19 protein-coding genes are annotated in these 26,995 nt (G+C 66.9%); 2 read left to right on the top strand and 17 right to left on the bottom strand.

Annotation, left to right across the window (positions count from 1 at the left end; genetic code table 11):
• Positions 1 to 2 precede the first annotated feature (2 nt).
• The 16 genes from B1818_RS13940 to rplJ form a co-directional block, all read right to left on the bottom strand.
• On the bottom strand, positions 3 to 3,959 hold the full coding sequence (locus B1818_RS13940; RefSeq protein WP_058253299.1) for a DNA-directed RNA polymerase subunit beta': 3,957 nt from the start codon (positions 3,957 to 3,959) through the stop codon (positions 3 to 5).
• A gap of 64 nt (positions 3,960 to 4,023) precedes the next feature.
• Complete coding sequence (locus B1818_RS13935) at positions 4,024 to 7,530, bottom strand: DNA-directed RNA polymerase subunit beta (RefSeq protein WP_175404366.1); 3,507 nt, start codon at positions 7,528 to 7,530, stop codon at positions 4,024 to 4,026.
• A gap of 343 nt (positions 7,531 to 7,873) precedes the next feature.
• A complete protein-coding gene (locus B1818_RS13930) occupies positions 7,874 to 8,863 on the bottom strand; it encodes a hypothetical protein (protein WP_058253300.1) in 990 nt (329 codons plus the stop codon).
• A complete protein-coding gene (locus tag B1818_RS13925; RefSeq protein ID WP_058253348.1) occupies positions 8,863 to 9,516 on the bottom strand; it encodes a hypothetical protein in 654 nt (217 codons plus the stop codon). Before B1818_RS13925 ends, B1818_RS13930 begins: the two co-directional genes overlap by 1 nt.
• A 102-nt stretch (positions 9,517 to 9,618) precedes the next feature.
• Positions 9,619 to 10,860: an MCE family protein gene (locus B1818_RS13920; RefSeq protein ID WP_058253301.1), complete on the bottom strand. Its 1,242-nt coding sequence runs from the start codon at positions 10,858 to 10,860 to the stop codon at positions 9,619 to 9,621.
• Complete coding sequence (locus B1818_RS13915) at positions 10,857 to 12,200, bottom strand: MCE family protein (protein WP_058253302.1); 1,344 nt, start codon at positions 12,198 to 12,200, stop codon at positions 10,857 to 10,859. Before B1818_RS13915 ends, B1818_RS13920 begins: the two co-directional genes overlap by 4 nt.
• Positions 12,200 to 13,531, bottom strand: coding sequence for an MCE family protein (locus B1818_RS13910; RefSeq protein ID WP_058253303.1), 1,332 nt, complete (start codon positions 13,529 to 13,531; stop codon positions 12,200 to 12,202). The genes B1818_RS13915 and B1818_RS13910 overlap by 1 nt, the downstream gene beginning before the upstream one ends.
• On the bottom strand, positions 13,531 to 14,637 hold the full coding sequence (locus tag B1818_RS13905) for an MCE family protein (RefSeq protein WP_058253349.1): 1,107 nt from the start codon (positions 14,635 to 14,637) through the stop codon (positions 13,531 to 13,533). Before B1818_RS13905 ends, B1818_RS13910 begins: the two co-directional genes overlap by 1 nt.
• Positions 14,638 to 14,642: 5 nt before the next feature.
• Positions 14,643 to 15,725, bottom strand: a complete 1,083-nt coding sequence (locus B1818_RS13900) for an MCE family protein (RefSeq protein WP_058253304.1) — start codon at positions 15,723 to 15,725, stop codon at positions 14,643 to 14,645.
• A complete protein-coding gene (locus B1818_RS13895) occupies positions 15,722 to 17,089 on the bottom strand; it encodes an MCE family protein (RefSeq protein WP_058253305.1) in 1,368 nt (455 codons plus the stop codon). The genes B1818_RS13900 and B1818_RS13895 overlap by 4 nt, the downstream gene beginning before the upstream one ends.
• Before the next feature lies 1 nt (position 17,090).
• Complete coding sequence (locus tag B1818_RS13890) at positions 17,091 to 17,972, bottom strand: ABC transporter permease (protein ID WP_058253306.1); 882 nt, start codon at positions 17,970 to 17,972, stop codon at positions 17,091 to 17,093.
• A 2-nt stretch (positions 17,973 to 17,974) separates the two neighbouring features.
• Positions 17,975 to 18,781 (bottom strand): ABC transporter permease, encoded by an 807-nt coding sequence (locus tag B1818_RS13885; RefSeq protein WP_004023366.1) that lies wholly within the window; start codon positions 18,779 to 18,781, stop codon positions 17,975 to 17,977.
• A gap of 2 nt (positions 18,782 to 18,783) precedes the next feature.
• Positions 18,784 to 20,010 carry an ABC transporter ATP-binding protein gene (locus tag B1818_RS13880; protein ID WP_058253307.1) on the bottom strand — a complete coding sequence of 409 codons (1,227 nt, stop codon included), beginning with the start codon at positions 20,008 to 20,010 and terminating at the stop codon, positions 18,784 to 18,786.
• A 371-nt stretch (positions 20,011 to 20,381) separates the two neighbouring features.
• Positions 20,382 to 21,338, bottom strand: a complete 957-nt coding sequence (locus tag B1818_RS13875) for a hypothetical protein (protein WP_058253308.1) — start codon at positions 21,336 to 21,338, stop codon at positions 20,382 to 20,384.
• A 307-nt stretch (positions 21,339 to 21,645) separates the two neighbouring features.
• Positions 21,646 to 22,035 (bottom strand): 50S ribosomal protein L7/L12, encoded by a 390-nt coding sequence (gene rplL, locus B1818_RS13870; RefSeq protein WP_004019500.1) that lies wholly within the window; start codon positions 22,033 to 22,035, stop codon positions 21,646 to 21,648.
• Between the two features lie 87 nt (positions 22,036 to 22,122).
• Positions 22,123 to 22,653: a 50S ribosomal protein L10 gene (gene rplJ, locus B1818_RS13865; protein ID WP_004019499.1), complete on the bottom strand. Its 531-nt coding sequence runs from the start codon at positions 22,651 to 22,653 to the stop codon at positions 22,123 to 22,125.
• Between the two features lie 279 nt (positions 22,654 to 22,932).
• Between rplJ and B1818_RS13860 the strand changes: the two genes are divergently transcribed.
• Both B1818_RS13860 and B1818_RS13855 read left to right on the top strand, forming a co-directional pair.
• The gene (locus tag B1818_RS13860) at positions 22,933 to 24,120 is read left to right on the top strand and encodes a glycoside hydrolase family 76 protein (RefSeq protein WP_078113054.1); all 1,188 of its coding nucleotides are present in this window, start codon (positions 22,933 to 22,935) and stop codon (positions 24,118 to 24,120) included.
• A 214-nt stretch (positions 24,121 to 24,334) separates the two neighbouring features.
• Positions 24,335 to 26,362, top strand: coding sequence for a CocE/NonD family hydrolase (locus tag B1818_RS13855; RefSeq protein WP_078113053.1), 2,028 nt, complete (start codon positions 24,335 to 24,337; stop codon positions 26,360 to 26,362).
• 6 nt (positions 26,363 to 26,368) lie between these two features.
• Here B1818_RS13855 and B1818_RS13850 read toward each other — a convergent pair whose 3' ends face one another.
• The gene (locus tag B1818_RS13850) at positions 26,369 to 26,887 is read right to left on the bottom strand and encodes a TIGR04338 family metallohydrolase (RefSeq protein WP_078113079.1); all 519 of its coding nucleotides are present in this window, start codon (positions 26,885 to 26,887) and stop codon (positions 26,369 to 26,371) included.
• Positions 26,888 to 26,995 lie beyond the last annotated feature (108 nt).

Genomic DNA, 26,995 nt, shown 5'->3' with positions numbered 1-26,995 from the left:
GCCTACCGGTAGTCGTTGGAGAACCCGTAGTCGTCCAGCGGCACCGCAGCGCCGGCCGGAGCACCGAAGGTGCCGTCCGGGCTGTAGTAGGTGTCGTCGTAGGACGGCACCGCGTACGCCGCGGCACGAGCTTCCTCGGTCGGCTGAACCTGGATGTTGCGGTAGCGGTTGATACCGGTGCCGGCCGGGATCAACTTACCGATGATCACGTTCTCCTTCAGACCGATCAGCTTGTCGCTGCGGCTGTTGATCGCCGCGTCGGTCAGGACACGCGTGGTCTCCTGGAACGACGCCGCCGACAGCCACGACTCGGTCGCCAGCGAGGCCTTGGTGATACCCATCAGGACCGGACGTCCGGCGGCGGGCTCGCCACCCTCGGTCACGACCTGACGGTTGGCCGCCTCGAACTCGGCGCGCTCGACGAGCGAACCGGGCAGGAACTCGGTCGAACCGTGATCGATGATCGTCACGCGACGCAGCATCTGACGCACGATGGTCTCGATGTGCTTGTCGTGGATCGACACACCCTGGCTGCGGTAGACCTCCTGGACCTCGTTGACCAGGTGGATCTGCACCTGACGGGGACCCATGACGCGGAGCACCTCGTGCGGGTTGGCCGAGCCCTCCATGAGCTGCTGGCCGACCTCGACGTGGTCACCGTCGGCGAGGAGCCGCTCGGAACCGTCGTCGTGCTTGAACACGCGCAGACGCTGACGCTTCGAGATCTTGTCGATGACAACCTCTTCCGAACCATCGTCCGGGATGAGGGTGATCTTGTAGAAGCGGTCGTCGTCCTCGAGGCGCACCCGGCCGGAGACCTCCGCGATCGGCGCGACGCCCTTGGGGACGCGGGCCTCGAAGAGCTCCTGGACACGCGGCAGACCACCGGTGATGTCGTCACCGACGCCACCCTGGTGGAACGTACGCATCGTCAGCTGGGTACCGGGCTCACCGATCGACTGGGCCGCGATGATACCGACGGCCTCGCCGATGTCGACGAGCTTGCCGGTGGCCATCGAACGGCCGTAGCACATCGCACACACACCGGTGCCGGTCCCACAGGTCAGGACCGAACGGACCTTCACCTGCGTGATGCCGGCGGCGAGCAGGGCCTCGATGGCCGGGTCGCCCAGGTCGTGACCGCGTTCGACGATGACGTTGCCGTCGGCGTCGACCGCGTCCTGCGCCAGCGTGCGGGCGTAGGTCGAGGTCTCGACGTGCGCGTCACGGATGAGCGTGCCGTCGGCCTGCTTCTCGGCGATGGTCGTGGTGATGCCGCGCTCGGTGCCACAGTCGGTCTCGCGCACGATGACGTCCTGCGACACGTCCACCAGACGACGGGTCAGGTAACCCGAGTCGGCGGTACGAAGCGCGGTGTCGGCCAGACCCTTTCGGGCACCGTGCGTGTTGATGAAGTACTCGGCCACGGTCAGGCCCTCGCGGAACGAGGACTTGATCGGACGCGGGATGAACTCACCCTTCGGGTTGGTCACCAGACCCTTCATGCCCGCCAGCGAGCGGATCTGGGTCATGTTGCCCGCCGCACCCGACTTCACGATCATCGGGATCGGGTTGTCGTCCGGGTAGTGCGCCTCCATGGCCGCGCCGACCTCTTCGGTCGCCTGCTTCCAGATCTCCACGAGGGAGTCACGACGCTCGTCCGGGGTGAGGGCACCGCGCTGGAACTTGCGCTCCAGACCGTCGGCCCGCTCCTCGTACTTGTCGAGGATCTCCGCCTTCTGCGGCGGCACCAGCACGTCGGCCATCGAGACCGTGACGCCCGAACGGGTGGCCCAGTAGAAGCCGACGTCCTTCAGCTTGTCGACGGTCTGGGCGACCACGATCATCGGGTAGCGCTCGGCGAGATCGTTGATGATCACGGCCTGACGCTTCTTCGGCATCTGCTCGTTGACGAACGGGTACTCGATCGGCAGCAGCTCGTTGAACAGCACCCGGCCCAGCGTGGTCTCGATGTCCCACGGCGAGCCGTACTTCCAGCCGTCGGGGAACTGCTCGGCCTCGATGTCGGCCGGCGGACGCTGGTCGGTCAGACGCACCTTGATGCGCGACTGCACGGTCAGCACACCGCGGTCGACGGCCATGATGGCCTCGGCCGGGGTCGAGTAGACACCACGCTCGACGTCGTCGCCGTTCGCCGGGGTGTACTCGCCCGCCGCACCCTCCTTGAGGGTGGTCAGGTAGTACAGACCGGTCACCATGTCCAGACGCGGCATGGCGAGCGGACGGCCCGACGCCGGCGACAGGATGTTGTTCGACGACAGCATCAGGATGCGCGCCTCGGCCTGTGCCTCCGCCGACAGCGGGAGGTGCACGGCCATCTGGTCACCGTCGAAGTCGGCGTTGAAGGCCTCACACACCAGCGGGTGGAGCTGAATGGCCTTGCCCTCCACCAGCTGCGGCTCGAAGGCCTGGATGCCGAGGCGGTGCAGCGTCGGTGCACGGTTCAGCAGAACCGGGTGCTCGGCGATGACCTCTTCGAGGACGTCCCACACCGCGGGGCGCTGACGCTCGACCATGCGCTTGGCCGACTTGATGTTCTGCGCCTGGTTCAGGTCGACCAGACGCTTCATCACGAACGGCTTGAACAGCTCGAGAGCCATCAGCTTCGGCAGACCGCACTGGTGCAGCTTGAGCTGCGGACCGACCACGATGACCGAACGGCCCGAGTAGTCGACGCGCTTGCCGAGCAGGTTCTGACGGAAACGACCCTGCTTGCCCTTGAGCAGATCGCTCAACGACTTCAGCGGGCGGTTGCCCGGCCCGGTGACCGGACGGCCACGACGACCGTTGTCGAACAGGGCGTCGACCGACTCCTGCAGCATCCGCTTCTCGTTGTTGACGATGATCTCGGGAGCACCCAGATCGATCAGTCGCTTGAGGCGGTTGTTGCGGTTGATGACGCGGCGGTACAGATCGTTCAGGTCGGAGGTCGCGAAGCGGCCACCGTCGAGCTGCACCATCGGACGCAGCTCCGGCGGGATCACCGGCACGGCGTCGAGGACCATGCCCAGCGGCGAGTTGCCCGACTGCTGGAACGCCGCGACGACCTTGAGCCGCTTGAGCGCGCGCAGCTTCTTCTGGCCCTTGCCGCTGCGGATGGTCTCGCGCAGCGACTCGGCCTCGGCGTCGATGTCGAAGGTCTCCAGGAGCTTCTTGATCGCCTCGGCACCCATCGAACCCTGGAAGTACTCGCCGTAGCGCTCTTCGAGCTGACGGTAGAGCTTCTCGTCGATGATGAGGTCGCCCGGGGCGAGCTTGACGAACTTGTCCCAGATCTCCTCGAGACCGTCGAGCTCACGCTGGGCGGCGTCGCGCATACGACGCATCTCGCGGTCGGCACCGTCGCGCACCTTGCGGCGCACGTCGGCCTTGGCACCCTCGGCCTCCAGCTCGGCGAGATCCTGCTCGAGCTTCTGCTGACGCTCGTTGAGGTCGACGTCGCGCTGATCGGCGACAGCCTTCTTCTCGACCTCCATCTCGGCCTCGAGCGTCGAGAGCTCGTTGTGACGGAGCTCGTCGTCGACCGCGGTGATCACGTAGGCGGCGAAGTAGATGATCTTCTCGAGATCCTTCGGCGCCAGGTCGAGCAGGTAGCCCAGCCGGCTCGGCACACCCTTGAAGTACCAGATGTGCGTGACCGGGGCGGCCAGCTCGATGTGGCCCATGCGCTCACGGCGCACCTTGGCCTTGGTCACCTCGACGCCGCAGCGCTCACAGATGATGCCCTTGAAGCGGACGCGCTTGTACTTGCCGCAGTAGCACTCCCAGTCGCGGGTCGGGCCGAAGATCTTCTCGCAGAACAGGCCGTCCTTCTCCGGCTTGAGCGTGCGGTAGTTGATCGTCTCCGGCTTCTTGACCTCACCGTATGACCAGTTGTGGATGTCGTCGGCCGTGGCCAGGCCGATCTTCAGTTCGTCGAAAAAGTTGACGTCGAGCACTTGTTACCTTTCCAGAGCTCTGTTGTCAGTGGCCGGGGCGAAACCCGGCCGGGTGAGGGTCAGATCAGTTGGCGAGATCGTCGACGGTGGCCGACTCGTTGCGCGACAGGTTGATGCCGAGGTTGGCAGCGGCGCGCTCCAGGTCCTCGTCGTCGGTGTCGTGCATCTCGATGGCGGCACCGTCGGAGCTGAGCACCTCGACGTTCAGGCACAGCGACTGAAGCTCCTTCAGCAGCACCTTGAACGACTCGGGGATACCCGGCTCCGGGATGTTCTCGCCCTTGACGATCGCCTCGTAGACCTTGACGCGGCCCACCACATCGTCCGACTTGATGGTCAGCAGTTCCTGCAGCGTGTACGCGGCACCGTAGGCCTGCATGGCCCAACACTCCATCTCACCGAAGCGCTGACCACCGAACTGCGCCTTACCGCCCAGCGGCTGCTGGGTGATCATCGAGTACGGGCCGGTCGAACGAGCGTGGATCTTGTCGTCGACCAGGTGGTGCAGCTTGATGATGTACATGTAGCCGACCGACACCGGGTACGGGAACGGCTCGCCGGAACGACCGTCGAACAGCGTCGCCTTGCCGTCGCCGTTGACCATGACCTCACCGTCGCGGTTCGGCAGCGTCGAGGACAGCAGTCCGGTCAGCTCCTCCTCGCGGGCGCCGTCGAACACCGGGGTGGCGGTGTTGGTGTCGGGCTCGGCCGAGTACATGTCCTCGGGCAGACGCGACGCCCACTCCGGCACACCCTCGGCGACGTTGATGTTCCAGCCGGCCTTGGCCACCCACCCGAGGTGGGTCTCCAGGATCTGGCCGATGTTCATACGCCGCGGCACACCGTGGGTGTTGAGGATGATGTCGACGGGGGTGCCGTCGGGCAGGAACGGCATGTCCTCCTGCGGGAGGATCTTGCCGATGACGCCCTTGTTGCCGTGACGACCGGCGAGCTTGTCGCCGTCCTGGATCTTGCGCTTCTGGGCCACGTACACGCGGACCAGCTCGTTGACGCCGGGAGCCAGGTCGTCGTCGTCCTCGCGGCTGAACACGCGCACGCCGATGACCTTGCCGGTCTCGCCGTGCGGCACCTTCAGCGACGTGTCGCGGACCTCACGGGCCTTCTCACCGAAGATGGCACGCAGCAGACGCTCTTCCGGGGTCAGCTCGGTCTCACCCTTCGGGGTGACCTTGCCGACCAGGATGTCGCCGTCGCGGACCTCGGCACCGATGCGCACGATGCCGCGCTCGTCGAGATCGGCGAGGACCTCGTCGGAGACGTTCGGGATGTCCCGGGTGATCTCCTCGGCACCGAGCTTGGTGTCGCGGGCGTCGATCTCGTGCTCCTCGATGTGGATCGAGGTGAGCACGTCCTCCTCCACGAGCCGCTGGCTCAGGATGATCGCGTCCTCGTAGTTGTGGCCCTCCCACGGCATGATCGCCACGAGCAGGTTCTTGCCGAGCGCCATCTCACCGTTCTCGGTGCAGGGGCCGTCGGCGAGGACCTGGCCGGACTCCACGCGCTGACCCTCGTCCACGATCGGACGCTGGTTGGCGCAGGTGCCGTGGTTGGAGCGCGCGAACTTGCGCATCCGGTACGTGTCGCGGGTGCCGTCGTCGGACATGACGGTGATGTAGTCGGCCGAGACCTCTTCCACCACACCGGTCTTCGACGACACGATGACATCACCGGCGTCGACCGCGGCACGCAGCTCCATGCCGGTACCGACCAGCGGCGACTCGTTGCGCACCAGCGGCACGGCCTGACGCTGCATGTTCGCACCCATCAGGGCGCGGTTGGCGTCGTCGTGCTCGAGGAACGGGATCATCGCGGTCGCGACGGACACCATCTGACGCGGCGAGACGTCGAGGTACTCGACATCGGTCGCGCCGACGAACTCCACCTCGGAGCCCTTCTTGCGCACCAGGACACGCTCATCGGTGATGCGTCCGCTGCCGTCGAAGTTGGTGTTCGCCTGACCGATGAGGAAGCGGTCCTCCTCGTCGGCGGTCATGTACTCGATGTCATCGGAGACGACGCCGTCGACGACCTTGCGGTACGGGGTCTCGATGAATCCGAACGGGTTGACCCGCGCGTACACCGACAGCGAACCGATCAGACCGATGTTCGGACCCTCAGGGGTCTCGATCGGGCACATGCGGCCGTAGTGCGACGGGTGCACGTCGCGCACCTCGAGGCCGGCACGCTCACGGCTCAGACCGCCCGGGCCCAGCGCCGACAGACGACGCTTGTGGGTCAGACCCGACAGCGGGTTGTTCTGGTCCATGAACTGCGACAGCTGGCTGGTTCCGAAGAACTCCTTGATCGCCGCCACGACGGGACGGATGTTGATCAGGGTCTGCGGGGTGATCGCCTCGACGTCCTGAGTGGTCATGCGCTCACGCACAACACGCTCCATACGCGAGAGGCCCACGCGGATCTGGTTCTGGATCAGCTCGCCGACGGTACGCAGGCGACGGTTGCCGAAGTGGTCGATGTCGTCGACCTCGACGGGCACCTCGACGCCACCGGGGACGGTCATGTAGGTGGTGGTGTGCGGGTCGGCCTCGTGCAGACGCACCAGGTACTCGACGGTCGCGATGATGTCCTCGCGGGTCAGCGTGGACTCGCCCACCATCGGGTTGCCGGTCAGACCCAGCTTCTTGTTGACCTTGTAACGGCCCACGCGGGCGAGGTCGTAACGCTTGTCCTTGAAGAACAGGTTCTCCAGGAGGTTCTCCGCGGACTCCTTGGTCGGCGGCTCACCCGGGCGCAGCTTGCGGTAGACCTCGAGCAGCGCCTCGTCCTGGTTGCCGGTGTTGTCCTTCTCCAGCGTCGACATCATGATCTCGGAGAAACCGAACCGCTCGGTGATCTCCTCGGCGGTGAAGCCCAGCGCCTTGAGCAGCACGGTGACCGGCTGACGGCGCTTGCGGTCGATACGCACACCCACGGTGTCGCGCTTGTCGACGTCGAACTCGAGCCACGCACCGCGACCCGGGATCACCTTGACGGTGTGCAGGGTCTTCTCGGTGGTCTTGTCGATCGAGGCGTCGAAGTACACGCCGGGGCTGCGGACCAGCTGGCTCACCACGACACGCTCGGTGCCGTTGATGATGAAGCTGCCCTTCTCGGTCATGATCGGGAAGTCGCCCATGAAGACGGTCTGCGACTTGATCTCGCCGGTGTTGTTGTTGATGAACTCCGCGGTGACGAACAGCGGCGCCGCGTAGGTCATGTCCTTGTCCTTGCACTCCTCGACGGAGGCCTTGACCTCGTCGAAGTGCGGCTCGGAGAACGACAGGGACATCGAACCGGAGAAGTCCTCGATCGGGGACAGCTCGTGGAGGATGTCCTCGAGGCCACCGGTCGGGTTCTCGTCGCCGCGGGCGATCGCCTTCGCGCGCCACTCCGGCGAACCGACGAGCCATTCGAACGAATCGAGTTGGAGGTCGAGGAGGCCCGGGACCTCCAGCGGCTCGCTGATCTTTGCAAACGACGCGCGATGCGGCGCGCCGGGGATTGTTGAGGTGGACTGGCGGTTGACTGCCAAGATGCGTCCTTCCAACACGACGTTATTCACAACCTAGATGTGCAGTACGTGGCTTGATGGGCCGTTCGCTGGTGACACCCTGGAATCGGCGATCACCGCAGCACACACGTCTAGAGAGTGGCCGAAGAAGGATCGATAGATGGACAGGAGGCAGCCAGCGCAACGTCCAACTGTAGCAGAAAATAGACGCACTTTGTCAAGCCGTCTGGAAAGCGATTTCGCGCGGGTGGCTGCCTGCACGTCGATCGCTGGTCACAGCCTGGCCCGACATCGCCTCCACGTCAAGCGCTACGCGCGAATTTCGCGAAGTCGGTGTCGAACTCGGCGTCCGACCTGGTGATGAGGGGGCGACGCACCTCGATCAGAAGGGCTCGACCGCCCGGATCCGCCACTGGTCGCCCTCACGCACCATCGCGAACTGGGCGCGCGGTGCACCGCTGTTGGTGGCCATGCTGTTCTGCGTCTCGCTCACCACCAGGTTCGCGATGACGGTCGCGGTCGCGCCGTCGTCGGCGCCGGAGAGGTCCCGGACGCCGATCGCGTCGACCCGGCACTCCGCACCCGTCTTGGTCTGCGTGATCAGCTCGCGCTGCGCCTTCAGCGTCTCGTCGAACTCGGTGCGGGCCTGCCCGGTCAGCGCGTCCTGCGCCCGCCGCTGCCACTCGTCGAGTTCGGTGTGGTCATACCCGAACACCGCGCAGATCCGCTCCTGGGCCTGCGAGGTGAGCTGCGATGTCGACTCCTGGTCCACGAACGCCTTGTTCGGCCCGATCTCGGCGCCCGGATGGAACGCGAGGATGGCGGCGATGACGAACAACACGGCCGCGATGCCCGCCAGCACTCCGGTACGGATGCCGAGGGGATTGCGGGAGGCACCCCTCCCCCGCCGGTCCCGCTTGCCGGGACGTCGGCCCATCGGCCGGTTCGGCTTGTCGGGCGATCCGGCCGGCGCCGGGGTGTCTCCGCGGCGCAGGGTCGAGACCCGCGCGACCGGTTTGGTCTTGGGTTTGGTGGGCTCGGGTGTGGTCGACTCCGCAGGAGTGGGCTTCTCCAGGTCGACGGTGTCGGCGCCAGCGGTGTCGGCCTCGATGGGGTCGGCCTCGGCGGGGTTGGCTTCGGCGGTGCCGTCACCAGGCCCTTCGTGGCTCGTCGACCTCGACTCGCTTCGCTCGCTCGGCCCGGCGGCTTTCGCTCCTCGCACCTCAGGGGGCAGAGGGGTTGTCGCTTCGTCCGACACCTCAGGGGGCAGGGGGGCTTCTCGCACCTCAGAGGGCGGAGAGGTCCGGCCGGCGACCTTCGGGGTCGGGCGGCGCTTCGGGGTGGGCTTCTTCTTACCGCGGTCCGGTGCCATCAGTTGCCCCCTTCCGGAGCCGGGGCCGGGGCCGCGGGGGCAGGTGCGCCACCGCCGTCGGCGTAGGCGATGCCCTCCAGACCGAGGATGTTCTCGGCCTTCCAGGTGTCGCCGTCCTTGGTCATGCTTACGTCGAAGCCGCGTGTCTCGTCGATCCCGGGCTGGCCGGGGCGTTCGAGCGTCGTCACGACGTAGACGAGCACCTTGGCCTTCTGCTCGTCGGCGTCGACCTCGCTCGGTGCGCTGCGCAACAGCCGCGCGCTCAGCTTGGCGGTGTTCGGTCCGGCGGTCCCGAGCATGTCGAGCACGTTGCCGCCCTCACCGTCTTTCTCACTGCCGAGCACCTCGTCCTTGGCCTTCCCGGTCAGGGACGCCTCCGCACGCTTGCGGAAGCCGTCGACGTCGGCCGGGTCGATCGTCGTGATGTTGAGGACGGCCTGCTCGGCGGCCTGGGTGGCGGCGTCGCGCGTCTCCTGCGCCGGGTACTCGTCGAAGTAGACGTTGTAGGCCCGCACACCGAACACGGCGACGAGCACCACGCCGACCACGACCGCCACGGCAGCCAGGGCGAACGGTGCGGACTTCGCCGCCCGCCGCAGGGCGGGACGGGGGCCGCCGGGCTTGTTCTCTGTCGGTTCTGCGGTGCCAGTCATCGGGAACACACTGTATATATCGCTCCTGAGCGCAAGCCAAGGCCGAGGTTCGGACCGCGGGAGGTCCGATCAGGGGCGGCGACGCTCGTCGGGTGGTCGGGTCTAGCGCGGCCGGACGCCGAGCAGCGCTGCGAGCTGCTGGGCGAGCGGGTTGAGGTTGAGCTTGTCGGGATCCTTCTTGGGGGTGTTGTCCCACGGCTGCGGGTACGCCGGGTTGGCGTACTGGGCACGCTCGGCACTGCGGACACCCGTCGGATTACCAAACGGCACAGTACATTTCGCCTCGGTGTTGAACGCGAAGTCGTCGTAGTGGACGTCGAAGTCCGGGTTCTGGCGACGAGCCTCGGCCAACACCGCGTCGGTGCTCTCGTATCCGCGCGTACAGGCCGCGGGGTTGTTCGTCTCGAGGACGACACCGAAGTGGATCTGGCCGTCGCCCGGCGCGGGTGCGTGGCTGCCCGCCGACAGCGCGGAGAGCATCGCGAACGTCGTCGACGTCGTGTAAGTCGCCGGCTCGATCGTGCGGGCCACCTCGGCGAGATCCTTCACGACCTTCGACAGGTCGTTTCCGTTCTTCTGGATCAGCTCCGAGATCTGCGTCGCCGACAACGTGCCCGTGGTGAGCAGTCGCCGCAGGTCGGGATCGGCCGAGGCGAGGGTCGCGGTCACCAGGTTCAGGTTGCGCGACCAGGTCAGGATCGCGTCGGACTGGTCGGCCTGCGTGTCGAGCACGACGTTCGAGTTCTGGATGAGCGCCACTGTCTCGCTCAGGTTGTCGACGCCGGCCCGCGAGAGCTTGCCGAGCGAGTCGACGAGGCGGGTCAGGTTCTCGCCCTGGCCGTTGAACGCGTTGCCGAGTTCGGTGATGACCGTGTTCAGGTCGTCGACCGGGATCGAATCGGTGAAGTCGATCGCCGAGGCCACCACGTCCTCGAGCGGCTCGGGCAGCACGTACTTGGTGATCGTGTCGCCGCCCTTCAGGTACGGCCCCTCCGACGACGTCGGCTGCAGATCGACGAACTGCTCACCGATCGCCGACCGGTTCGCGACGACCGCGGTCGCCGACGCCGGGATCTCCGGCCCGCCCGAGTCGATGTCGAGAGCGACGTCCACACCGTCGGGCGTGAGCGTCAGCTTGCCGACGCGGCCCACGGGCACACCCTGGTAGGTGACCTCGGCGTTGGTGAAGATGCCGCCGGAGTCGGGCAGCTTGGCGGTGACGGTATACATGCCGACACCGGCCAGTTTGTCCAGACGGGCGTACTTCGCGCCCACGTAGACCAGCGCCACCAGGCCGACGACGACGAACACGATCAGCTGGATCTTGACGAGCTTGCCGATCATCGTCCACCTCCTGACGGGTCGGATGCCGGGTTCCCGGCGGGCGCCGCCGGAGCGAGCCCCATGGCGGCCAGCGGACCGTCGAGGATGCCCTGTCCGGGCACCGCCGGGGTCGGCATCTGTCCGGCCGCATCGGCCGGCCGCGAGAACGAGGCGGGGTAGGTGCCACCCGACGGCGGGGTGTTCGGTCCCGGACGTGAATTCGGGGCCGGCGGGAGCAGCGTGATCGTCGGCCAGCCGTAGCGCGGGCCGTTGCCGCGGTAGTACGGGTTGCGCCGGTCGACCGGCACGTCCACCCGAGCGGGCGGGACGTACCTCGGGGTCCCCTGGCCGACACCGAGCGCCTCGAGCTGATTGAGCACGCGGAGGTCCAGCGTCATGAACAGGTTGGTCGAGTCACCGCGCACGCCCGGCAGCAACCAGTCCGGGAACGGATGCGTGAGCATCAGCGGCGCAGCGGTGATCAGATCCGGAGCCGCCGCGGCGAGCTGCGTCAGCACCGGCCGCAACGCCTTCAGGTCGTTGATCAGCGCCTTGCGCGACTTGCCCAGCACGTCGGTACCGACCTGACCGAGCTCGTCGAGCTTGGTCAACAGTTCGACGAACTGCGGCCGCTGCTCCTCGAGCACCTCGACGCCCGCGGGCAACTGCTTGAGGATGCGGTCGATCTGCGCGGTCTGCGCGGCGGTACGCGTCGACAGCTCTGCGAGCCCGTCGATCGCGGTGATGATGTCGTCGCGCTGACGGTTGAGGCCGGCGATCAGGTCCTCGGTCTCGCCGATCAGGTCGCGAACCTTGTCGGTCCGGCCGTCGAGTGCCTTGTTGAGCTCGGTGACGATCGGCTGCAGCTGGTTGAGACCACCCCCGTTGAGCAGCAGCGCCAGCGCTCCCAAGACCTGTTCGATATCGGTGGCGGTCCGTGTCCGCGACACCGGGATCGGCTGGTCCGGGTTCTGGCGCGGCGCGTCGGCACTGCCGTCGGGTTCGGTGAGCGACACGAACTTCTCACCGAGGAGCGAGGTCTGCTGCACGCTCGCCTCGGCCTCGTCGGACAGGTCGACGTTGTTCTGCACCTCGACGGTGACCTGGGCGAACCATTGATCGTTGGGCACCTCGACCTTGGTCACGCGCCCGACCGGGATACCGTCGCGCTTGACCATCGACTGCGGTACGAGGTCGAGCACGTCGTCGAACTGGATCTTGTACGTGCGCGCGTTGTCGCCGGTGTTGACGCCGCCGGGCAGCGGGATCGACTGGATGCCGTTGGACATACAACCGGTCACCAGCAGGGTCAGCGACAGCGCGGCGCCGGCCATCGCCGTACGCATCGACGTGCGGTTCATCAGTTGCCTCCCCGGGGTCGCGGGGTGGTCGACGAGGAGGCCGGGGCCCGCTCCGACGGCGGGTTGCCGATCTCCGGATCCGGGTTGCCCGGGACGGTGCCCGGCACCGGCGCACGCTGCAGCTTGTTGTTGCTCATGATGCCGAAGGGCAGCACGGGCAGCAGCGGCTCGAGGACGCCTTCCTGGATCTGTTCACCGATCTCCTCGCACTGGCTGATCAGCGGCCGCAGGGTGTCGCTGAACTGATCGGCGGCCGGGTTGCCCGGCAGCAGCTTGCCGAGGTCGAGCAGGCGACACTGGGCACCGATCAGATCCTGCAGGTCCGGGATCGTCAGGCGCATCGACAGCGTGCCCGACTCGGCGTCGTAGGCGTTGATCAGGTTGTTCACCGTGATCGGCAGCACGGTCAGGACCTCTTTGAGGTTGTTCTTCTGATCGAGCAGGGCCTGGGTCGTCGGCTGCAGGTCCTTCACCGTCTCCCCGATCTGCTCACGGTTGTCGGCGAGGAAGGTCGCCACGTCGCCGAGAGCGATCGACAGCTTGTTCAGCGCGGCCGCGAGCTGCTCGCGCTCACCGGCGAGGAACTGGTTGAACGAGGCCATCTGCGTGTTGAACTGCCGCACCTGGGCGTCGTTCTCACGCAGCGCGCCGACGAAGACGTTCAGGTTCTTGACGGTGTCGAAGAGGTTGCCGCGCGAGTCGCTGAGCGTCGTCGACGCCTTCGACAATCCCTCGATGGCCGCGCCGAGCTTCTCGCCGTTGCCCTCGAGGTTCTCCGCGCCGGTGGTGACGAGTTCACTCACCGCACCCTGCCGGCCGGTGCCGTCGGTCTTGTTGGCGCCGTCGGGTCCGAGAGCGTCGGACAGCTCCTTGACACTCGCGTAGATCTGGTCGACCTCCACCGGGACCATCGTCTGGTCGACGGAGAGGGTGAGGTCGCGCGGCGCCTTCTCCCCACCCGTGTAGGCCGGGGTCAGCTGGACGTAGCGGTCCGCGACGACCGACGGGATGATCTGCACCGCACGAACATCCGCGGGCAGCTCGACACCGCGGTCGACGGTCATCGTCACCTTGACGGTGTCGCCCTCCGGCGTGACCGAGTCGACCTTGCCGACCGCCACCCCGAGCACCCGGACATCGGAGCCCTCGTAGATGCCGACCGACCGCTTGAAGGTCGCGGTGATCTTGGTGGTGCCGACCGAGGTGAACACCCACCACAGCGCACCCGCGACGATGAGAGCGAGGATCAGCCCGATCACGAGCACCACGATGTGCCGCGGCGTGAACCATCGACCGGGACCCGAGTTCTGGGTCAGGTCTGGTGCGGTCATCAGCCGACCCCCGTTCCGGCCTGGTTCTCCATGGCCTGCTTGTTCGGCGGCCGCGTCGTGTTCTGCTGCGGCAGCGCCGGCGGCAGGAGGTTCACGACCGACGTCTCGAACCATCGACCGTTGCCGAGCGCGTTCGCGTACAGGCGGTAGAAGGGCGCCATGTACTTGATCGAGTCACGGATGTTCTGGTTCTGCCGCTGCAGCAGCTCGTTCACGCCCTTCAGCGCGTCGAGTGCCGGTCCGATCTGTTCCTCGTTGTCGCGCACGATGCCGGTGAGCGAATCACCAAGGCTCGTGGTGCTGGCCAGCAACGCCGAGATGTTGCGCTGGCGGTTGTTCAGCTCGTCGAGCAACTGACCGGCGCCGCCGATGAGGCGCACGAACTCCTCGTTGCGGTCGGCCAGGATCTTCGAGGTGTCCTTCGTCGCGGCGAGCAGTCGCTGCACCTCTTGGTCGCGGCTCGAGATCGTCTGCGACAGACGGGCGATGCCGTCGAGCGCCGGTCCCGTGGTACCCGCGGTCCCCGAGAAGGTGTCCGACAGCACGCGCATCGACTCGGCCAGCTGGTCGTTGTCGAGTTCGCCGATCTGCTCGGCCGCACCGGAGAACGCCTCGATGACGTCGTACGGGGCGACCGTGTCGGTCAGCGGGACGTCGGGATCGGCGGGCTCGCTGCCACGCGGATTCAGCGACAGGAACTTCTGACCGAGGATCGTCTTGATCTGGATCGTCGCCTGGGTCTGGTCACCGATCCAGGTGTTCTCCACCCGGAAGGTCACGTTGACGCGGTCACCGTCCAGGGTGACGTCGTCGACCTCGCCCACCTTCACGCCCGCGACGCGGACCTCGTTGCCCGGCTTGAGGCCGGCGGCCTCGGTGAACTTCGCCGTGTAGCGCGCACCCGCGCCGAGCAGCGGCAGTTCGGCGAGATAGAACGAGCTGAGTCCGAGCATCATCAGGATGAGGATGCCGATGGCGCCGATGCTGACCGGGCTGCGCCGGCCGCCGAAGCGCCGGTGCGGATGCTGCACCGGGGCGTCAGCCGCGTCGCGTTCGTCGTCGTTCACATTCGGGTCACGCGGGTTCGGATCGTTGTTGTCTGCCATCGTGGTCACCCCCCTGGCCGGTCGTCGGCCCAGCAGCGCGTCGCCGCACTGGTGTAGAGCACATGGTTGATGTCGGGCAGCGGGACCAGCGGTTGCGTCAGCACCGGCGACTTGCCGTTGCCCGCCACCACGTCGATACCGCACAGGTAGAACTGGAACCAGGAACCGAATGTCGCTGCGCGGCCGATCTTCTGGAGCTTGATCGGCAGATTGGTCAGCGTCTCCTCGATGTCCTCGTCGCGCGCGTTGATCTGGTCGGCGAGCGACTTCAGGCCGGCGATGTCGCCCTGGATGGACGGCCGTGTCGCACCGAGGATGTTCGCCGTGACCGAGGTCAGGTTGGAGACCGAGGTGATCGCCGAACCCACCGAACCGCGTTGCGCCGCAAGGCCTGTCACGAGCTTCTCGGTGTTGTCGAGCAGGCTGGTGAACTGTTCGTCGTTGCGGTTGACGGTGTCGAGGACCTTGGTGAGGTTCGTGATCAGCTCACCGATGACCTTGTCCTTGTCGGCGATCGCGTTCGTCAGATCGGCGGTGTCGCTGACCAGACGGGTGATCGAACCGCCCTGACCGTCGAAGATCGCGATGATCTGCTCGGTCAGCTTGTTCACGTCGGAGGCCGAGAGCTGCTGGAACAGCGGACGGAATCCGTTGAACAGCTCGGTCAGGTTGACCGGCGGGTGGGTGTCCTTGACGCCCGGGTTCAGGCCGAAGGTGTGCCCCTGCGCGACCGTCTGCGACGGATCGCCCGCCCCGCGCTCGAGCGCGAGGTACCGGAGCCCGGTCAGGTTGCGGTAGCGGATGAAGAGCTGGGTCCCGTCCGGCAGCCGGTCGCGGTCGACGTTGAACGCGACCTTCGCCTTGTTGCGGTCGTAGACCTCGACGCTCTCGACCTGTCCCACACGCACACCGGCGATGCGCACGTCGTCGCCCGGGTTGAGCAGCGTGGCGTCGGTGAAGACGGCGTTGAACTTCGCGTCCCCGTCACCGCCCGCATTGGCGATGGTGACGGCGAGCAGACTCGTGGTCACCACCGTGACCACGCCGAAGATGACCAACTTGATCAGCGGTCCGACGATCGACTTCATTTGATGTCGACCTTCGCACCCTGCAGCGCACCGCCGCCGATCATGGTCACCCAGGTGGGCACCTCTTCGGGCGCCTTGCCCGAGGTGGCGCCGTAGATGACCTGCAGCTGCTTGCGGTAGTCCGGGTCGTCGAACGGGTTGGACTCCACCGCGACCGGCTTCGCACCCGACGCGGCCGAGACCGACCCCGCGGGCACGCCGCTGAACTGCGGCTGCGGCAACTCGGGCATCGTGCGCGGACCGGGGTTACGTGACGGCGGTTGGTAGCTGCCGTCGGCGAGCGAACCACCCGGGTACCGCGGGAACGGGCGGTCGCCACCCATCTTGGGGTCGTAACACACAGCGGGCGGATCGAGGTCCATGAAGCGGGGTTCGTCCTGGTTCGGTAGGTAACGGCCACGGGGGTTGACGAACTGCAGGTTCACCCGCACACCCGGATTGTCGGTGCCCTGGCCGACGATCTTGCGCGACTCCGGGATCAGACCCGCGAAGTTGCGGAAGGTGCACACGAACGCCGGTGACTGCTTGGCGAGCCCGACGAGGAGTTCCTCGGAGTCGACGGCCAGGTCGATGAGGTCGGTGCGGTTGGCACGCAGCCAGCCGGTCAGGTCGTCGGACGCGACACCCAGGGTGGCGATGAGGGTCCGCAGGTCGTCCTGACGTTCGACGATGGTGTTCGTCGTCGTGCGCAGGGAGTCGAGCGCGTCCACCACGTCGGGCAGCGCCTCGGAGTAGGTCTGCGAGAAGCTGGCCAGCCCCTCGAGGGTGCCCTCGAGTTCGGGCAGGTTCTCGTTGATCTCGCCGAAGATCTGGTCGAGTTCTTCCAGCGTCGTGCCCAGCTGCTCGCCGCGGCCAGACAACGCCGACGAGAGCGAGGTCAGCGTGGCGTTCAGATCCTGCGGCGGGATCGCCTCGAGGACCGGGAGCAGCTTGTCGAACAACTGCTGGATCTCCAGCGCGTTGCCGCTCTGGTCGGTCTGGATCGTCGCACCGTTGCTCAGCGTCGGCCCGGAGTTGTCCTCCGGCACCTGCAGGGCGACGTAGCGCTCGCCGAACAGGGTCTTCGGCAGGATGCGCGCGGTGGTCTCGGCCGACAGCGTCGACGCCTGATCGGGGTTGAGTCCCAACACGACTTCGACGGAACCGTCGGGTCCGGGCTTGACCTCGCGCACCTCGCCGACGGTCATGCCGCGGGCCTTGACGTCGGCGTTCGCCGGCAGCGCGTTGCCGGTCGAGTCGGTCAGCAACGTGACGTCGGTGAACTCGGTGAACGTCTTGTTGAACTTGGTGATCGTCAAGGTGAGGAACAACGCGACGACGAGGAAGAAGACGAGTCCGAGCAACCGTTTACGCAGCAGCGTCACGCTAACCTCCCACTCGCACCGTTGTCGTGGTGCCCCAGATCGCCAGGCCGAGGAAGAAGTCCAGGACCGCGATCAGCACCAGAGCCGCTCGAACCGCGTGCCCGACGGCCACTCCCACACCCGCGGGACCGCCCGAGGCGTAGTAGCCGTAGTAGCAGTGCACGAGGATGATCACGAACGCGAAGACCAGCACCTTGCCGAACGACCACAAGACGTCGGCCGGTGGCAGGAACAGGTTGAAGTAGTGGTCGTAGGAGCCGCCGGACTGGCCGTTGAAGACCGTCGTCACCACGCGGGAGGCGAGGTACGCCGACAGCAGGCCGAGCACGTACAGCGGGATGACCGCGATGAAACCGGCGATCACGCGGGTCGACACCAGGAACGGGATCGACGGCACGGCCATCGTCTCCAGCGCGTCGATCTCTTCCGAGATCCGCATGGCGCCGAGCTGGGCGGTGAAGCCGCAGCCGACGGTCGCCGACAGCGCGAGACCTGCCACCAGCGGCGCCACCTCACGGGTGTTGACGTAGGCGGAGAGGAAGCCGGTGAGGGCCTGCGACCCGATCTGGTCGAGCGCGGCGTACCCCTGCAGGCCGACCACGACGCCGGTGAACCCGGACATCAGCACCATCACGCCGATGGTGCCGCCGATGACCGCGAGTCCGCCCGATCCGAACGCGACTTCGGCGAGCAGGCGCAGGACCTCGCGCGTGTAATGCACGATCGTCTTCGGCATCCACGCGAGCGTCCGGCCGTAGAACGACATCTGCTCGCCGGCGCCGTCGAGCACCTTCAGCGGCTTGCCCAGCTGCTTGCGGGCCTCGTACATGTAGTACTCGGGCCGGCTCTTGGCGATGGTCACACCGCCCCCACCTTCGGTCACGTCTAGCTCCCCTTCGGTGGGACGACCTGCAGGTAGACCGCAGTGATGATCAGGTTCGCCAGGAACAGCAGCAGGAACGTGATGACGACGCTCTGGTTGACCGCGTCACCCACGCCCTTCGGACCGCCCTTGGGGTTGAGGCCCTTGTACGACGCCACGACACCGGCGAGGACACCGAAGATCGCGGCCTTCAGGGTCGACACCCAGAGGTCGGGCAGCTGCGCCAACGCGCCGAACGACGCGAGGTAGGCGCCCGGCGTTCCGCCCTGGACGACGACGTTGAAGAAGTAGCCACCACCGATGCCGATGACGGCGACCAGTCCGTTGAGCAGCATCGCGACCAGGACCATGGCCAGCACACGCGGTACGACGAGGCGCTGGATCGGGTTGATGCCGAGCACCTCCATCGCGTCGATCTCCTCGCGGATGGTGCGCGACCCGAGGTCGGCGGCGACGGCCGACCCGGCCGCACCCGCGATCAGCAACGACGTCACCAGCGGTGAACCCTGCTGGATGACGACGAGCACGCTGGCCGCGCCGGTGTAGGACTCCGCACCGAGCTGCTTGATGAGCGAACCCGTCTGCAGCGAGACGATCGCGCCGAACGGAATCGCGATCAGTGCGGTGGGCAGGATCGTCACACTGGCGATGAACCACGCCTGCTGGATGAACTCCCGCCACTGAAACGGGCGCACAAAGGTCTGGCGTGCAACATCGACGAAGAGCTGAACGATATTGCCGGTCTGTGACAGGGCACCTGTCCCGGCTTGCGCGATTCGGTCGACGCCACGCGTGGTGGCACTGCTCATCCCTAGGGTGTCCGCCCTTCGTTCCCATCAGCACGATGGCTGGGCTTGGTCAGTGCATCACCGGGTGTGTGCCACTGTTCGGTCGGGGCATCGCTGCCGCCGTAGTCGATGACATCGGTCTTGGAGTCCGCGACGGCGACGTTGCCCGGCGCGGTGGTCCACTCGCTGCCGGAACCGTTGTTGCCGGACGGGCCATTGCCGTTCGTCATGTTGTCGGCGTGCGCGCGGCTCTCCTCGCGGATCTGGTCTTCCTGCTCCTGGCTGCGGCGGATCGCCTCCTGGGCGTTCTGGGGCAGGTCGGGCAGCATCGCGTGCACACGCTCGCGGTGCCGGGCGATCGCCTTGCGTTCGGGCATACCGGGATTGGGCTGCACCTGCGGGATGATCTCGGTGAAGTCCTCCTTGGTACCACCACCGGAGATACCCGCAGCCGCCATCGCCGCCTCCTGTGCGACGAGGGCCTCGTCCTTTTCCTCGGACATACCGATCGGACCGAACCGGTCACCGGAGAGGAACTGCTTGACCACCGGCTGCTCCGAGGTCAACAACTGCTCCCGCGGACCGAACATGACCAGTTCCTTGCGGAACAACATGCCGATGTTGTCCGGGATCGTCCGCGCGATGTTGATGTTGTGGGTCACGATCAGGATCGTGGCGTCGATCTGGGCGTTGATGTCGATCAGCAGCTGCGAGATGTAGGCGGTACGCACCGGATCCAGACCCGAGTCCGGCTCGTCGCACAAGATGATCTGCGGGTCGAGGACCAGCGCGCGCGCCAGACCGGCGCGCTTGCGCATACCGCCGGAGATCTCGCCCGGGAGTTTGTCCTCGGCACCGGTCAGACCGACGAGGTCGATCTTCTCCATCACGATGTCGCGGACCTCGTTCTCCTTCTTCTTCGTGTGCTCACGAAGCGGGAACGCGATGTTGTCGAACAGGCTCATCGAACCGAACAGCGCACCGTCCTGGAACAACACACCGAACAGCTTGCGGATCTCGTAGAGCTCCTTGGCCGAACACTGCGTGATGTCGGTCCCGTCGATGATCACCGACCCCTGCTCCGGATGCAGCAGACCGATCAGGGTCTTCAAAAAGACCGACTTACCGGTACCCGACGGCCCCAGCAGCGCCGAGACCTCCCCCTCCGGCAGGGTCAGAGTGACATCACGCCAGATGTTCTGCGAACCGAACGACTTGGTGAGTCCTTCGACGCTGACCTCAACACCCACAACTTCCTCCAGACGATCGCTGCCCCCGAGGCGGCCACGGTGTGACCGCGCACCAACCGGCGGCATCTGTGGTTGGGGTCACTCTAACCGACCCGTCCCCGCCCACAACGCCGCCGCGTGGTTCTCGGTGATGGCTGCGGGAAACCTACCGCCCGGTAACTCTCGCCGCGACGATGACAATATCCGATGGTTCGCGGTGAGGGAAGTCGGGCCGGCCCCTCGATGTGACGGCCACCGCAGACCTGGGCTCCACCTGTGGAACACGATCCGACGCCCGATGACCACCCTCGAAGTCGATGGGCGGTGGCGTCGGAATGATGTCGGAAACGATATCGGTTGCTCGGTCTCCGGCGTTGGCGCGGAGGTGCGGCTCAGGCAGCTGTGTGACCGAACTTCGCCAGCCATGGCCGCAAGAGGCCGACGAGCTCGCCGGATTCCAGTGTCGCCCACGTCCAACGGATCACGACGATCCCTTGGGCGCGGAGGGCGTCCTCGCGCCGCTTCTCTCGGATCAACACATCCCGCGGGGATTCGCCCGGACCCACGAGTCCGTACTTCTGAAGACCGTCGAACTCGCCGATGATTCGTCCATCCCAGTCGAAGTCGGCCCGCGCCTCGCCGTGCGGCGTCTGGAACGTGTGCTGCAGGCGCGGCGTCGGCAGTCCGGCCAGAACCATCTGCGCTCGGCTCCACGACTCACCGACACTCTCGGCGCGCGCGTCGGCAACATCCAGCGCCTGACGTGCGACACCGACGTTGCGCCAGCCTGCGCGGCTGTCGACCATCGCGGACATCAGCCCAGGATCCGCCCCCATGCGCAGCGCCTGGTCGAAGACGACGAGCGCTTGAGCGAAGTCGCCGGACATGGCGATGTCCACCGCGGTGCGTTCGGCGCGGGTGACCAGGACACCTTCGACGACCACCGTCTCATCTCTGCCCAGTGGGCCGTTGTGGACGTGGCGGTGCCCACGGACGAACCCGCCGCTCGAACTCGACGGCTTGGTGAGGTGGACCGTCTCACGCTGAGGATGCAGTGTCGCGAGGCCGAGCAGAGCGGCAGCGGACTGATGGCTGAGGGTCGCGACACCGCGGTCTCGCGCGGAGGTGGCGACGGCGATCGACCGCTTCCGATAGAGCCTGTCGGCGCCGTCGGGGCCGTCGAACTCCGCCGACGCGGCGATCCACACGCCCGGCGCGAGACGGACGAGTGCTCCCCGTGCGACTGCAGTGGTGACCACGCCATCGCCGATACCCGCCCGGAGTGTCGCCTCTCGACGGATCAGCCCGTGGCGGTCGGTGGGAAAACTGTCAGCAGGGAACCAGGCCATGCGTCTTGGACGCACACGACCCCGTCTCGGTTGCATCCCATTCCGGATTTCTCCCTGCGCACCGTGCGCCGAGCCCCCGGATCGAAGTCGCATGCGATGTCAGTCCGTCGGTGCGACTTCGATCGAGGTCGCACCGACGGATCGATGTCGCGTGCGACTTCAATCCGGGGAGACCGCCGGCCGAAGCCGCAGCAGGCCGACGAGTTCGCCGCGGACCGAGGGCGAGGGGGCGCAGACAGCAGACAGCAACGAGCCCGGGACAGCGATGCTGTCCCGGGCTCGTGAAACGCTTGCGCGTGAGTCGGTCTTACTTGACCGAAACCTTGGCGCCGGCCTCTTCGAGCTTGGCCTTGGCAGCCTCGGCGGCCTCCTTGTCGACCTTCTCCAGCAGGGCCTTCGGAGCGCTCTCGACGAGGTCCTTGGCTTCCTTCAGGCCCAGGCCCGAGACGACCTCGCGGACGACCTTGATGACCTGGATCTTCTTGTCGCCGGCACCCTCGAGGATGACGTCGAACTCGTCCTGCTCGGCAGCGGCCTCGGCGCCACCGGCAGCCGGGGCACCGGCAGCGGCGACGGCGACCGGAGCCGCAGCGGTGACCTCGAAGACCTCTTCGAACTTCTTCACGAAATCGCTGAGCTCCAGCAGGGTCAGTTCCTTGAACTGATCGATGAGCTCGTCAGCGGTGAGCTTCGCCATGGTTGGCGTCCTTCCTGTCAGTCCCCGTACGGGGCTTTGGTGTTCATCCCCGTACGGTTCGGGGATTGGTGTGGTGCGGCGGACGACCTATTCGGTCTCGCCGGCTTCGTTCTTCTTCTCCTGCAGGGCCGCGGCCAGGCGCGCCACCTGCGAAGCCGGCTGGTTGAACAGACCGGCGGCCTTCGCCAAGTTGCCCTTCATGGCACCGGCGAGCTTGGCCAGCAAGACCTCACGGGTCTCAAGGTCGGCGATCTGCTCGATCTCGGCAATGGACAGCGCGCGGCCGTCCATGTACCCGCCCTTGATGACCAGCGCCTTGTTGTCCTTGGCGAACGTCTTGATCGCCTTCGCGGCCACGACCGGCTCACCTTCGATGAAGGCGATGGCGGTCGGACCGGTGAACAGCTCGTCGAGCCCTTCCACGCCCGCCTCAGCAGCGGCACGCTTCACCAGGGTGTTCTTGGCGACGGAGTAGGTTGCACCCTCACCGAGGGAACGTCGCAACGTGCTGATCTGGGTGACGGACAGGCCACGGTATTCCGTGACAACCGTCGCCGTGGAGCTCTTGAACTGCTCCGCGATCTCCGCAACTGCGGCGACCTTTTCGGACTTGGCCATACTTCGCCTCCTCTCCTCGTCACTATGAGTTGGTCGAGTCCAACAAGAGAGCGACGGGCATCGGGAGGCGATCGAGGGCGGAGATGACAAACGCCCCGGCACACAGGCACGGGGCGTGAACGCACACACTGTTCGTGTGGAGCGACATTCCTCGTTCATCCTGCGTGGGCCGGCGACCTCGTCGCGCCTTCGTCCGGGAAATCCCGACGACCAACGGTCTCTGGTTGAACCGATACGACGCACGGGTGTGCATCACATCGACGACTAGGCTACGCGGACGTGGACGAACAATCCAAATCGTCGGACCTGCGGGACCCCAACGCCCGCGCACAGGCCGCCGCGGACGCCATCTACGACCGTCACCTGCAGCGGGCCTTCTGGCTGCCGGGGACACGTGCCGGAGCCGTCGCCTGGCCCATCGGGCGCGTGCAGGCCCAGTTCGGATCCTGGCATTACTGGTGGCAGGCACACCTCGTCGACCTGCTCGTCGACGCCGCGATCCACCGCGTCGGGTCGGACCGCTCCTTCGACCCCGACGTCGCCGACGACGCCAACCGGCTGCTGCGCGGCATCCGGGTCCGCAACGGCGGCCGCTGGACCAACAACTATTACGACGACATGGCGTGGCTGGGACTGGCCATCGAACGCGCCGACCGGCACCTGCACCTCGACCATGCGAGCGGACTCCGTGTCCTCGCCGCGCAGATGCTCGACGCCTGGGTGCCGGCGGACGGCGGCGGCATCCCCTGGCGCAAGGCCGATCAGTTCTTCAACGCACCGGCCAACGGCCCGGCCGCGATCCTGCTGGCACGCACGGGTCACGTCGAACGCGCCGTGGCGATGTGCGACTGGATGGACGCCAACCTCGTCGATCCCGACACCCATCTGGTCATCGACGGTCTCAAGAAGCTGCCCGACGGTTCGCTGAAGCCCGAGACCGGCACCTATACCTACTGTCAGGGCGTCGTGCTCGGCGCCGAACTGGAGGCATTGCGCGTCACCGGAGACCACCGGCATCTCGACCGGTTGACCCGCCTCCTCGGCGCCGTCGAACGCCACTCCTGCACCGACGGCGTGATCAACGGCGGGGGTGGCGGCGACGGCGGCCTCTTCCACGGCGTACTGGCCCGCTACCTCGCACTCATCGCCACCGATCTTCCCGAGGTCGACGGTTCGGATGAACTCCGTACGCGCGCAGCCCGGATCGTGACCCGGAGCGCCGACGCCGCGTGGGCTCATCGCACCGAGGTCGCCGGACGGGTGATCTTCTCGAGCGACTGGCGACGATCCGCCGTGATCCCGACCGACGCCGGCACGAAAGCCCAGTTCGTGGCGGGCGCCGTCAATCCGTCCGAGGTTCCGGAGCGGGATCTGTCGGTGCAGTTGTCGGCGTGGATGGTGCTCGAGGCGGCCGCCGCCGTGGACCTGGGTTTACCTGAATGTGACCAGGAACACACGCGGCCATGACCAAAAGACGCCACCTCGTTAGCCATCCGATACCGCCGCTGAGTTATCCTTCAGCAACTACGTGAAGTGACCTGGACCACACTGTGATCCGCAGCCAGCGGACGGGCCGGGAAGCAAGCGACCGACACAACGGGGTGTCGGTGTCCACCCGGCCGTCTCGATCCGTGCAACAACTCGCGGGTGCGACACCTCATCCCAGGCAGGGTGATGCACCATGACGTACCAGCTGGATCCCACACAGCCGCGCGCCCGCGTCGCTCCGTCGACGCGAACCCGCACCACTGGTGCGCCGCATTTCGGCACGCTCCCCCTCGGCGATCCCACCGGCGGCGCCGACGGTCTCCGCTGGCGCGAGCAGGTCGACGGCAAGCAGCTCTACCCGCGCGTCGTCATCGACCGGAACGTCTCCATCACCATGAGCGACGGCGTGGTCCTGCGCGCCACGGTCATCCGGCCCGCCAACCGGTTCGGGCAGACGATCCTCACGCCCTATCCCGCGGTCATCAACATCAACCCGTACAACCGCGCGGCCATCGACTTCATCGACCAGACCCTCCACGCCCCTGTCCTCGGCAAGGCACTGCACACCGCATCCCGGTCGATGGACGCGACGGGCACGGCCCTCGAGGGACTCACGACGCTGACACAGACCCTGTCGGGCGGGGTCTTCGACGTCTTCGGCATCAATCGCAACCTGGTACGCAGCGGGTACGTGCAGGTCGTCGTCGACGTCCGCGGAACCGGCGCGAGCCTGGGTAAATGGCAGATCCTCGGTCCTCGCGAGCAGCAGGACTCGGTGGAGGTCATCGACTGGGTGACCGAGCAGGAGTGGTGCGACGGGACCGTCGGGATGGCCGGCTGGTCGTACTCGGCGATCAACTCGCTGCAGGCCGCGGACAAGCGGCCGCCACAGCTGAAAGCCGTGTTCGCCGTGGAGGGTTGCGACGACCTGGTGCGCGACATCTACATCACCGGCGGCATGCCGTCGGCCTTCATCCCGGTGTGGTTGTCCGCGGTCAACATGCTCAAGTGGGTTCCCAACCCCGCCAACGTGATCCGCGACCTCGTGCGCGGTGACGCGGTGCGCTGGGCGATCGATCGGGTGAAGTCCCCGGCCACCGAGATCCCCTCGCTGCTGTGGGGATTCCTCACCGCACGCGATCCCCGCATCTTCGACGACCCGTACTTCGACGACCGCGACCCGATCGTCGACCGCATCGAAGCTCCCACCTTCACCGTCGGTGCCTGGCATGATCTGTTCGGCCGCAGCGCAACCGGGGTGTACGAACGCCTGCAGATGGAGCCGGGCCGCAAGCAGATGATCGTCGGCGACGGCTATCACCTCGACGTGGGGTCGGGATACGGCGGCAAGTTCGCTCCACCGCGCCTGGACGTCCTCGAACGCGCGTGGTTCGACCGCTGGCTCAAGGGGCACCGCAACGGGATCGAGTACTACGGGCCGGTCACCATGCTGCAGCAGGGCGGGGCGTGGACCGCGGGCCAGAGCTTCCCCCGTCCCGGGGTGGCCCCGACGCGGCTCTACCTGACTGCCGAATCGTCGTCGACCGCCGACCATTGCGTCCATGACGGTTCGCTGAGCACCACTCCCGCACAGGGTGTTTCGTCCCTACACGTCCGGCCCGACACCCGGGGGCTCCGGTCCCGGGACATGACCCAGGTGACCGCGGGAGCGACGCTGGCCCTCGGCGCGGACTTCGCCCGGGACGCGCGATACCAGGAGCGGGGCGCGTTGTCGTTCACCACGGAGCCGGTCGGAGAGGCCACCCCGATCAGCGGTGCGATGAACCTGCGCCTCAACGTCGCCACCACGGCACACGAGGCCGTCTGGGCGGTGACCGTGAACGACGTCGCACCCGACGGTACGTCGGTGGTGCTGACCAACGGCGCGCTGTCGGCGTCGAATCGCGCACTGGACCAATCGAAGTCGACGTACGCCGACGACGGCAGCCTGCTCTCGGCGCACCACTATCTGTCCCGCAAGCGCAAGCTGCCGGTGCCCGCCGACGAACCGATCCGCCTCGACGTCGATCTCGTCCCCACCGACGCGGTCCTGCAGCCGGGCCATCGGCTCCGGGTCGACGTCTACGCCGCGAGCCTGCCGCGCTACCTGACGCTCGTGCCCGACCTCATCAAGGCACGCGGACGACGACACCAGCGTCTGGTCCTCGACCCCGACCACCCGAGCCACCTGACGCTGCTGGCCGGCGACGGGCTGCGCTGAGGTCGTTCACCCCACCCCGGAATCCGACAGCACGACGCGATAGACGAACGCGGCTTCGGGCCCCAGTACGAGCCCGACGAGTTCGATGAGCGTCAGCACGAATCCGCGCCCGTGAGCCGGGCCGGTCGTGCCGTCGAGGTGATGGGCGAGCTCGTGCAGCACCACCAGTTCACGCAGCGCCCAGCGTCCGTCGGCCGCGGACGGGATGGCGATCTCGGCGGCAACCGGCACACCGTTGGATCTGCGAACCCGCGCCGCGTAGTGTGCGGACCGCTGGCCGCGCCGTTCGCGGACCGATACCGGGTGCGACGCGCGCTCGAAACTCGACCGCACGCCCGGCAGCGCGAGCACGCGGCCCACGTAGTCGTCGACGGCGTCGATCGAGGCGAAGCGCGCCTCCGCGGGGAGGGTGACCTCGGTGCCGGCGAGTTGCACCGTCCGTGACGACGACACGTTGTCGAACAGGCGATGCACGAGGTGCTCGGCCTCATAGAATCGTGCGCGCCCGGTGTCCCGTTCACTCACGGCATCGCCGATGATGAGAGACCCGGCGCCGGGAGCGAAGCGAGCGGGCCGAGGAGCCACGGCGCCGGGAGCGAAGCGAGCGGGCCGAAGCTCACCCCGGAGCCGATG

It is taken from the genome of Gordonia sp. IITR100 (assembly GCF_002009645.1).
Classification (GTDB): Bacteria; Actinomycetota; Actinomycetes; order Mycobacteriales; family Mycobacteriaceae; genus Gordonia; species Gordonia hongkongensis.
The sequence above is the reverse complement of the archived record's forward strand: the minus strand, read 5'-3'. Positions and strand labels throughout refer to the sequence as shown.

Bases quoted from the DNA above. Each gene is read 5' to 3' on its own strand.
- B1818_RS13930 (WP_058253300.1), bottom strand. From the start codon at position 8,863: ATGGCACCGGACCGCGGTAAGAAGAAGCCCACCCCGAAGCGCCGCCCG.
- B1818_RS13925 (WP_058253348.1), bottom strand. From the start codon at position 9,516: ATGACTGGCACCGCAGAACCGACAGAGAACAAGCCCGGCGGCCCCCGT.
- B1818_RS13920 (WP_058253301.1), bottom strand. From the start codon at position 10,860: ATGATCGGCAAGCTCGTCAAGATCCAGCTGATCGTGTTCGTCGTCGTC.
- B1818_RS13915 (WP_058253302.1), bottom strand. From the start codon at position 12,200: ATGAACCGCACGTCGATGCGTACGGCGATGGCCGGCGCCGCGCTGTCG.
- B1818_RS13910 (WP_058253303.1), bottom strand. From the start codon at position 13,531: ATGACCGCACCAGACCTGACCCAGAACTCGGGTCCCGGTCGATGGTTC.
- B1818_RS13905 (WP_058253349.1), bottom strand. From the start codon at position 14,637: ATGGCAGACAACAACGATCCGAACCCGCGTGACCCGAATGTGAACGAC.
- B1818_RS13900 (WP_058253304.1), bottom strand. From the start codon at position 15,725: ATGAAGTCGATCGTCGGACCGCTGATCAAGTTGGTCATCTTCGGCGTG.
- B1818_RS13885 (WP_004023366.1), bottom strand. From the start codon at position 18,781: ATGAGCAGTGCCACCACGCGTGGCGTCGACCGAATCGCGCAAGCCGGG.
- B1818_RS13875 (WP_058253308.1), bottom strand. From the start codon at position 21,338: ATGGCCTGGTTCCCTGCTGACAGTTTTCCCACCGACCGCCACGGGCTG.
- rplL (WP_004019500.1), bottom strand. From the start codon at position 22,035: ATGGCGAAGCTCACCGCTGACGAGCTCATCGATCAGTTCAAGGAACTG.
- rplJ (WP_004019499.1), bottom strand. From the start codon at position 22,653: ATGGCCAAGTCCGAAAAGGTCGCCGCAGTTGCGGAGATCGCGGAGCAG.
- B1818_RS13855 (WP_078113053.1), top strand. From the start codon at position 24,335: ATGACGTACCAGCTGGATCCCACACAGCCGCGCGCCCGCGTCGCTCCG.